8 protein-coding genes are annotated in these 8,522 nt (G+C 71.8%); 4 read left to right on the top strand and 4 right to left on the bottom strand.

The features are described from left to right. Positions 1-49 precede the first annotated feature (49 nt). Together ACIRST_RS41640 and ACIRST_RS41635 are read left to right on the top strand one after the other, a co-directional pair. A complete protein-coding gene (locus ACIRST_RS41640; RefSeq protein ID WP_350519260.1) occupies positions 50-274 on the top strand; it encodes an MbtH family protein in 225 nt (74 codons plus the stop codon). A 183-nt stretch (positions 275-457) separates the two neighbouring features. Next, positions 458-1,267 carry an alpha/beta hydrolase gene (locus ACIRST_RS41635; protein ID WP_350519259.1) on the top strand — a complete coding sequence of 270 codons (810 nt, stop codon included), beginning with the start codon at positions 458-460 and terminating at the stop codon, positions 1,265-1,267. A 162-nt stretch (positions 1,268-1,429) separates the two neighbouring features. Here ACIRST_RS41635 and ACIRST_RS41630 read toward each other — a convergent pair whose 3' ends face one another. Then, positions 1,430-3,835: an MMPL family transporter gene (locus tag ACIRST_RS41630; protein WP_402809838.1), complete on the bottom strand. Its 2,406-nt coding sequence runs from the start codon at positions 3,833-3,835 to the stop codon at positions 1,430-1,432. Positions 3,836-4,147: 312 nt separating this feature from the next. Here ACIRST_RS41630 and ACIRST_RS41625 point away from each other — a divergent pair, with 312 nt between their 5' ends. Continuing rightward, positions 4,148-5,176: an ornithine cyclodeaminase family protein gene (locus tag ACIRST_RS41625; RefSeq protein ID WP_350519257.1), complete on the top strand. Its 1,029-nt coding sequence runs from the start codon at positions 4,148-4,150 to the stop codon at positions 5,174-5,176. Positions 5,177-5,289: 113 nt separating this feature from the next. Here ACIRST_RS41625 and ACIRST_RS41620 read toward each other — a convergent pair whose 3' ends face one another. Genes ACIRST_RS41620 through ACIRST_RS41610 form a run of 3 tightly spaced genes read right to left on the bottom strand, consistent with a single transcriptional unit; the run spans position 5,290 to position 7,900 of the window. Next, entirely contained in the window at positions 5,290-5,934 is a 645-nt protein-coding gene (locus tag ACIRST_RS41620) for a response regulator transcription factor (RefSeq protein WP_350519256.1), read from the bottom strand. Further along, a complete protein-coding gene (locus ACIRST_RS41615; RefSeq protein WP_402809836.1) occupies positions 5,925-7,241 on the bottom strand; it encodes a sensor histidine kinase in 1,317 nt (438 codons plus the stop codon). The genes ACIRST_RS41620 and ACIRST_RS41615 overlap by 10 nt, the downstream gene beginning before the upstream one ends. Continuing rightward, positions 7,238-7,900, bottom strand: a complete 663-nt coding sequence (locus ACIRST_RS41610; RefSeq protein WP_402809833.1) for a DedA family protein — start codon at positions 7,898-7,900, stop codon at positions 7,238-7,240. Before ACIRST_RS41610 ends, ACIRST_RS41615 begins: the two co-directional genes overlap by 4 nt. 328 nt (positions 7,901-8,228) lie before the next feature. On the opposite strand from ACIRST_RS41610, the gene ACIRST_RS41605 reads away from it, so the two are divergent. Further along, positions 8,229-8,354: a lasso RiPP family leader peptide-containing protein gene (locus tag ACIRST_RS41605; protein ID WP_350519254.1), complete on the top strand. Its 126-nt coding sequence runs from the start codon at positions 8,229-8,231 to the stop codon at positions 8,352-8,354. Positions 8,355-8,522 lie beyond the last annotated feature (168 nt).

The following is an 8,522-nucleotide window of genomic DNA, read 5'->3' as shown; positions in this document are numbered from 1 at the left end:
AGTGGAAACGATCGGAAGAAAAAGAATTCTTCGAAAAAGGAGCGATCGCATGAGCAGCAACCCCTTCGAGGACCCCGAGGGCACCTACCTCGTCCTTGTCAACGACGAGGGGCAGCACTCCCTGTGGCCGGCGTTCATCGAGGTGCCCGAGGGGTGGAGCACCGCCCTTGAGGCGACCGCACGCGACGCGGCCCTCGACTACATCAACACCCACTGGACCGACATGCGCCCCGCCAGCCTGGTGCGGGCGATGGAAGGCGCCGACGCCTCCTGATCCTCCCGTGTGGCCCGCCCGCGAGCGCTCCTCGGCGCCCGGGGGCGGGCCACACGGCTGTCCGCGGCCGGACGCCGCCGGCGGACCCACGGCCGCGGACGGCGCACGGGCCCGGGCGCACATCCCGGACGACGCACGACCCAGACGACGCACGCTGCAGACGACACCAAGGGGGAATCCCAGATGCCGGTCGTTCCGGTCAACGGCATACGCCTTCACTACGAGGACACCGGCGCGGGCGAGCCGGTCGTGCTCATCCAGGGGACGGGCGGCGGCGCCACCGTGTGGCAGCTGCACCAGGTGCCCGCGCTCACCGCCGCCGGGTTCCGCGCGATCACCTTCGACAACCGGGGCATCCCGCCGACCTCGGAGTGCCCCGAGGGCTTCACCCTCCGGGACCTGGTGGGCGATGTCGCCGGCCTCGTGGAGCGGCTCGGGCTGGGCCCGGTCCGGGTCGTCGGCACCTCGATGGGCGCCTTCGTCGCCCAGGAGCTCGCCCTCGCCCGGCCCGACCTGGTGAGCCGGGTCGTGCTGATGGCCACCCGCGGCCGCACCGACACCCTGCGGGCGGCCCTCACCCGGGCCGAGATCGAGCTGCACGACTCCGGGGTTTCGCTGCCGCCCCGCTACGCCGCCGTGCTGCGCGCCCTGAAGTCGCTGTCGCCGCGCACCCTCGACGACGACGCCGCGCTGGCCGACTGGCTGGACCTGTTCGAGCTGGCGCCGCCGGCCGGCCCCGGCCTGCGGGCCCAGATGGAGGTGAGCCGGCTGGACGACCGGCTCGACGCCTACCGCGGCATCGGCGTGCCCTGCCAGGTGATCGCCTTCGCGGACGACGTGGTCACCCCGCCGCACCTGGGCCGGGAGGTCGCGAACGCGATCCCGGGCGCGGTGTTCGAGCTCGTCGAGGGCTGCGGCCACTACGGCTACCTGGAGGACCCGGACACCGTGAACAAGCTCATGGTGGAGTTCCTGCACGGCGGGAGCGACTGACCCGGCGATCCGCCGAACGCACACGAGCGTCCGGCCGGCCCGGGGAGAACCGGGGCCGGCCGGACGCTCGTGCGTTGCGGCGCGGTGCGCGGCGCACGGAGAGGGGGGAGAGGTGCCCGACGGGGGCCCGGGCGCCTCTCCCCCCTCGTTCGGGGGACCTGCCTACTGCTGGTAGGTGTCAGGTCGGTCGTGGCCCTGGGGCCGCGGCGGGGGCCACGCCTGCGTCAGGTGGGGCTGGCGGCCGTAGCCGTCGCCGCCCGACCCGTACGACTGCTCGGCCGGCTGGTAGGCCGGCGCCGGGGCGCCGTAGCCGTTCGAGGCGCCGTCGCCGCGGTCCGGCACCGCGTAGGGGACGTACGGCTCCGCGAAGGGCGGCTCGTCCACCAGCTCCGGCTCCCGGTGGCCCCGGCCGGCGAGCGCCGCGCGCTGTCCGCGACGGCCGCCGGGCAGGCCGCCCGGCCACCAGTTCCACGAGCCCAGCGCCGCCATCAGGGCCGGCAGGACGAAGATGCGGATGACCACGGCGTCCAGCAGGATCGCCGCCGCCAGGCCGACGCCCAGCTGCTTGAACTCGACCATGCTCAGGGTTCCGAAGATCGCGAACACCCCGACCATGACGACCGCCGCGCTGGTGACGACCCCGGCGGAGCGGGTGATGCCGTCGCGGACGGCCTCCTTGACGTTCACCCCACCGAGGGCGGCCTCACGGATCCGGCTCACCACGAACACGTGGTAGTCCATCGAGAGGCCGAACAGCACCACGAAGAGGAACAGCGGCAGCCAGGAGACCACCGCGCCGGTGCTGTGGAAGTCCAGCAGCTTCTCGGCCCAGGTGTGCTGGAAGACCGCGACGAGCACGCCGAACGCGGCGGCGGCCGACAGCAGGTTCAGCAGGATCGCGGAGAGCGCCACGGCGAGCGAGCGGAAGATGTAGGCCATGGTGACGAAGGTCAGCAGCAGGATGAAGCCCACCACCCACGGCATCCGGTCCTTCAGGTGGCCGGTGAAGTCGATGCCCTGCGCCACCTTGCCGCCCACGCCGGTCTCGACGCCGGGCACGCCCTGGACGGCCTCGGGCACCCAGGTGCGCAGCAGGTCGAGGGACTGCCGGGCGCCGTCGCTCTTCGGCGAGTGCGGGGTGCCGACCTGCACCACGTGCACGGTCCGGTCCTGCGACTCGCGGACCTCGGGCGTCTGGTCGTGGGCGAAGAGCGGGTCGGCGGCGGTGCGGGCGAGCAGGCCGCCGAGGGCGGCCTTGACCTTGTCGGCCTGGTCACCGGGGGCGCGGACGGCCACCTGGTGCGTGGTGCCCTTGCTGGGGAACGCCGCGGTGAGGCGGTCCATCGCCTGGACGACCGGGATGTCGCGGGACAGGTCGTCGGACCCGGGCTGCTTCAGGCTCATGTCGAGGGCGGGCAGGGCCAGGGCCAGCAGCGCGCCGACGGACACCACGAGCGTGAGCACGGGCCGGACCAGGGCCGGCTTCAGCAGCGCGCGCCACAGCTTGGACTCGCCGGAGCGCATCGTCAGCCGCCACAGGAAGGGGACCCTGGGCCGGTCGACCCAGCGGCCGAGCTTGGCGAGCAGCGCGGGGAGCACGGTCAGCGAGGCCAGGACGGCGACGGCCACGACGATGATGGACCCGGTGGCCAGCGAGGCGAAGGTGGCCTCCTGGGCCAGGTAGAGCCCGGCCATCGACACGATCACGGTGGCGCCGGACACCAGGACGGTGTGGCCCGAGGTCTCGGCGGCGATCTCGATGGCGTCGATCCGGGACGCGCCCTTCTGGCGCTCCTCGCGTTCCCGCTTGAGGTAGAAGAGCGAGTAGTCCACGCCGACGGCCATGCCCATGAGCAGGATGACGTTGCTCACCGCGCTGGTCTCGGGCAGCACGTGCGAGGCCAGCGCCGACAGGCCGGTCGCGGCGCCGACGCAGGAGATCGCGAGGATCACGGGCACGCCGGCGGCGATGATCGCGCCGAAGACGACCAGCAGGATCAGCATGGTCAGCGGCAGGCTGATGAACTCGGCCTTCTGGAAGTCCTTGCCCAGGGTCTCGGTGAGCCCCTTCGCCGTCGAGCCGGTGCCGACCTGGTCGACCCGCAGGCCCGGGTGGGCGTTCTGGACCGCCGCGCTGGCGTCGAGCAGCGGCTGGATGCGCCGGTCGGCGTTCTCGGTGTCCCCCTTCATGGTCACCGGGAGCAGCAGGGCCTTGCCGTCCGGGGAGGGGACCGGCTTCCCGACGCTCTCGACCTCCGGCAGGGCCTTCATACGGTCGGCGAGCTCCTGGGCCGCCTGCTGGGCGGCCTTGGTGTCCAGCGCCCCGCCGGCGCCGGCCGTGATCAGGACATTCTCCTCGGGCTTCTCGGTGAAGTGGCCGGAGGCGACGATCCTGCCCGAGCGGCCGGACTCGCCGACCCCGGACTCCTGGTCGCTGATCTTGTTGCTCCCGGCGGCCCCGCCCAGGAAGAGGCAGGCCGCGACGAAGACCACCCAGAGCCCGATGGCGGACCACGGATGTGTGGCACTCCACCGCGCGACCCGTACCGTTGCCGGCTTCTTTCGCACGTTCTGCTTCCTTCCATTGCTGCGGAAACCGCTCGGGCGGCTGCCGTCGTGGCGATGGGGAAAACGCTAGTTCCGGGCGCCGGTCCGGGACACGAGGTAAACCGCCGGGGTGTCCCCAGTTTTCCGCAGTCCGTGGCCTGCGGGTTCCCGTAACGCGGGCGGTGCGGTTTCCCGTAATGCGCCCGGCGGAAATCTTGACCGGACTGAATCCGGCGGCTAGCTTCAGTTTCCGGTTCGCCCTTTCGGATCGCACGGCTCGGTAAATCCGTCGACAGGAAGATGCCACTCCGTGGCATTAGGCAAGGGGAAAAAATGGAAACTGTGGTCCTCACCCGGCAGCATATTGCCAAGATCGTCAAGGAAAAGGGCTTCGATCATTTCATGGACCGGATGATCTCCCGTCTGGGCGAGGCGTTCCGGGCCGGCGGGCACGGCGGCGTGACCCCGGCCCGGGAGGGATTCCTGCGCGGTCCGGGGGACACCGCGATCATCGAATGGATGCCGCACCATCGGCCCGGCGACTCCGTCACCATCAAGACCGTGGGCTACACGCCGTACAACCCGGAGGAGCACCGGCTGCCCACCATCATCGGGTCCATGACCCGGTACGACGACGTGACGGGCCGTCTGCTGGCGGTCTGCGACGGGATCCTGCCCACGGCCATCCGGACCGGCGCCGCCTCGGCGATCGCCAGCCGGCTGCTGGCCCGCCCGGACAGCCGGGTGCTCGGCCTGGTCGGGGCCGGCGCACAGGCCGTCACCCAGGCCCACGCCCTCAGTCGGGTCTTCCCACTGGAGCGGATCGTCGTCCACGACATCGACCCGGCCCACGCGCGGTCCTTCGCCGAACGCGTGGAGTTCCTCGGGCTGGACGTCCGGGTGGCACCGGTCGCCGAGATCGAGGCCAGCGCCGACATCATCTGCACCGTCACCTCGGTGGCGGTCGGCGGCGGCCCGGTGCTGCTCGGCGAGCACCTGCTCCCGCACGCGCACGTCAACGCCATCGGGGCGGACCTGATCGGCAAGTTCGAGGTGCCCCTGCACGTCCTGCGGTCGGCCTTCGTCACGGCCGACCACCGCGGGCAGGCGCTGCGCGAGGGCGAGTGCCAGCAGCTGGCGGAGGGCGACCTCGGGCCGGACCTGATGGAGCTGTGCGCGGACCCGGCCCTCGCCGAGGCCCACCGGGACGGCCTGACCGTCTTCGACTCCACCGGCTTCGCGCTGGAGGACCACGTGGCCTTCGACGTCCTGCTGGAGCTCGCCGCCGAGGGCGGGATGGGCGACCACGTCCAGATCGAGCACCTGCCCGAGGACGCGCTGAACCCCTACGCCTTCGCGTAGCGGCGGTCCCCGCGGCACCGGACCCGGGCCGCCCCCGTGCCGTCGACCCGGCACGGGGACGGCCCGTTCGTCCGTTTCCAGCTCAGGTAGGCAGGCGGTCGGTCGGGCGGACCTCAGGACTCCAGGTACCGCAGGACCGCCAGGATCCGCCGGCTGTAGCCGGTGGTGTGGCTCAACTCCAGCTTGTCGAAGACGGTGTTGAGGTTCTTCTCCACCGAACTCAGCGAGATGTGCAGCTTCTGCGCGATGGCCGTGTTGGTGTGCCCCTGCGCCAGCGCCTCCAGCACGGTGCGCTCGCGCGGGGTCAGCCGGGCCAGCGGATCGCCGTGCGTGGTGCGGATGACCAGCTGCCGGATGACCTCCGGGTCGATCGCCGCCCCGCCCGCGTGGATCCGCTCCAGCGCGTCGAGGAACTCCTCGACCTGGGCCACCCGGTCCTTGAGCAGGTAGCCGACCCGCTCCGCGTTGGACGCCAGCAGCTTGGCCGCGTAGTTGCGCTCGATGTGCTGGGAGAGCACCAGCACGCTCACCTCCGGCCAGCGCTCGCGGATCTCCACGGCCGCCCGCAGCCCCTCGTCGGTGTGGGTCGGGGGCATCCGGATGTCGAGGACGACGACGTCCGGCTTCTGCGCCTCGACCTCCTGGAGGAGCGTCGTCGCGTCGCCGAGGGCGGCCAGGACCTCGTGGCCCTCCTCGACGAGCAGCCGGACCAGGCCCTCCCTGAGCAGGGTCGAGTCCTCGGCGAGGATTACGCGCATGGGATCTCCGCGGTGATGGTGGTCGGTCCCCCAGGGGGGCTGTCGACATGCAGGACGCCGTCCAGCGCGGCCACCCGGCTGAGCAGCCCGGTCAGGCCGCTGCCGGCCGGGTCCGCGCAGCCCGTCCCGTTGTCCTCGACCCGGACGGTGAGCAGGGTGCCGCTGAGGGTCAGCCGCACCGAGATGGCGGTGGCCGAGGAGTGCTTGGCGGCGTTGGTCACGGACTCGGACACCACGAAGTAGGCGGCCGTCTCCACCGGCTTGGGCAGCGCCGCGCCGACCTCGAACTGCGTGCGCAGCGGAATGCTGCACCGCTCGGCCACCCCGCCCAGCGCCTCTTCCAGGCCGAGGCTGTCGAGCGCCGACGGGTACACCCGCCAGGCCACCTCGCGCAGTTCGGTCAGCACGCCCTGGGACTCCTCGTGGGCCTGCAGCAGCAGCGCGCCCGCCTGCTCGGGGTTGCGGCCCCGGCGGGCCCTGCCCAGCAGCATGCCCAGCGCCACCAGCCGCTGCTGGACGCCGTCGTGCAGATCGCGTTCGATGCGCCGGCGCTCGGCGTCCACGGCCTGGACCACCGCGGCACGGCTGGTGGCGAGTTCGTCGATCCGCCGCCGGAGCAGCTCCTGCTCGGAGGGCCCGAAGCACTCGCGGGCGATCCGGGTGTCCAGGGCCGCCAGCGAGTACAGGCCCTGCAGGTCGAGGAAGAGCAGGACACCGCCCAGCAGTGCCTGGGTGAGGAGTTGGTCCCAGTCGAGCGTCCCGCGGGTCGCCCCGTTGACCATCAGCCCGGCCAGCAGGACGCCGAAGCCGAGCAGTCCGATGACGACGGCGCAGAGCAGCCCGGTGTAGCAGCGCACCGCCAGGTAGCGCAGGAGCTTCTGGTCGGACGCCTTGTAGTGCTCGGGGAAGCGGTCGCCGAAGAAGACGGAGCGGCGGGTGCGTTCCAGGAGCGTCAGCCGGCGGGCCCCGGCCATCAGCACCTCCAGGGCGCTCGGCCGGCTGCGCGGCCAGAGCAGGAAGGGGCCGAGGGCGGCACCGACGACGAGGAAGTGCAGCGCGCCGAGCATCGCGGTCAGACAGCCGATCAGCACTCCCAGGCTGCGGCGCGGCCAGGAGGGGGCCGGTGCGACGGCCTCGTCCTCCGCGACGCCCCGACCGTCCGGAAACCCCGTCGGGTGGTGGGATGCCGCGCCCGCTGAATCTCCTCGCACGAGGCCCGAGCCTAGTGCGGCGGCGCAGCCCGGGCAAGATCGCCAGGACGGCGCGGCGGCCTGGACGGTGCGCTCCGGCAGCACGGTCCCGGTCATGAACTGCGCCGCTGCTGCGACTGGTTGCGGTTGCGCAGCCGGAGCGTCAGGTAGCCGGCCAGGGCCACCACGACCACGGCCAGGACGACCTTGGACAGCACGCCGACGTACGTCTCCACCGTCTCCCACCGGTCGCCCAGCCAGTAGCCGGCCATCACCAGCACGCTGTTCCAGATGAGGCTGCCGAGGGTGGTGAGCATGATGAACTGCGGCAGGGCCATCCGCTCGACGCCGGCCGGCACGGAGATCAGACTGCGGAAGATCGGCACCATCCTGCCGAGGAAGACCGCCTTGGTGCCGTGCCTGGCGAACCACTGTTCGGTGCGTTCCAGGTCCGAGACCTTCACCAGCGGCAGCCGCGCCCAGATCGCGTGCATGCGCTCGCGGCCGAAGAGCAGGCCTGTCCAGTAGAGGACCACCGCGCCGACGACCGAGCCCAGCGTCGTCCAGAACAGGGCCGACACGAGGCTGAGCACCCCCTGGCCGGCGGCGAAACCGGTCAGCGGCAGGATCACCTCGCTGGGCAGCGGCGGGAACAGGTTCTCCAGGGCGATCGCCAGGCCGGCGCCGGGGCCGCCCATCGTGTCGACGAGGTCGGCGGCCCAGCCCGCGATGCCGTCCGCGGGTTCCTGGGGCAGCGCCAGGAGCATGGGGTTCATGGTGGTCTCCAAGGCCGGCGGGGTCGGTCGGCCGGGGCGGCTGCCCCGATGCCCCTCCAACCTAGGAAGCGCTGTTCAGCGGCGGTATGAGGATTGCCGTCCGGTCCGGTGGTGTTCTCCGCAGGGCCGGTCCTGCGGAAACCCGGAGGGTCCGCGCGCCCGGCCCGGGCCGGCCGCCGCGGTCACCGGAATGCGCGGCAAACGCCGCTGACCCTTTCCTGCCAACCCGCTCGGATTTCCTTTTCCGGGTTGTCGGTCCGGGGCTACGTTGGATCTCGTTCGAGCGGTTCGTTCGAGCGAATCCATCCCTCACAACCGGAGGTCAGACATGGAGAAGGAAATCGAGACCGGTCTCGTCTACGAGGCCCCGGAGCTCTCCGAGCTCGGCGACTACGACGAGCTGACCCGTGGTGTCGGCTTCCCGCTGGCCGACTTCTTCATCCACTTCGACTAAGCCTCACAAAGGCCGGTCGTTGATCGGATGAATTGAACGGTGCCAGACGGCGGCGGGATGGGGGGGGTTGCCCCCCCCTTCCGCCCCCCGCTGCCGCCCGGCAACCCGCGGCACCAATACACACAAACCGGAAACCCCGGGTACCCGGGTCGTAGTCCGGCCCGCCAG

It is taken from the genome of Kitasatospora sp. NPDC101447, assembly GCF_044767225.1.
GTDB lineage: Bacteria > Actinomycetota > Actinomycetes > Streptomycetales > Streptomycetaceae > Kitasatospora.
Note: the sequence above shows the minus strand (reverse complement) of the source record. Positions and strands in the feature narration are given on the sequence as shown.

Bases quoted from the DNA above. Each gene is read 5' to 3' on its own strand.
- ACIRST_RS41640 (WP_350519260.1), top strand. From the start codon at position 50: ATGAGCAGCAACCCCTTCGAGGACCCCGAGGGCACCTACCTCGTCCTT.
- ACIRST_RS41615 (WP_402809836.1), bottom strand. From the start codon at position 7,241: ATGACCGGGACCGTGCTGCCGGAGCGCACCGTCCAGGCCGCCGCGCCG.
- ACIRST_RS41625 (WP_350519257.1), top strand. From the start codon at position 4,148: ATGGAAACTGTGGTCCTCACCCGGCAGCATATTGCCAAGATCGTCAAG.
- ACIRST_RS41635 (WP_350519259.1), top strand. From the start codon at position 458: ATGCCGGTCGTTCCGGTCAACGGCATACGCCTTCACTACGAGGACACC.
- ACIRST_RS41605 (WP_350519254.1), top strand. From the start codon at position 8,229: ATGGAGAAGGAAATCGAGACCGGTCTCGTCTACGAGGCCCCGGAGCTC.
- ACIRST_RS41610 (WP_402809833.1), bottom strand. From the start codon at position 7,900: ATGAACCCCATGCTCCTGGCGCTGCCCCAGGAACCCGCGGACGGCATC.
- ACIRST_RS41620 (WP_350519256.1), bottom strand. From the start codon at position 5,934: ATGCGCGTAATCCTCGCCGAGGACTCGACCCTGCTCAGGGAGGGCCTG.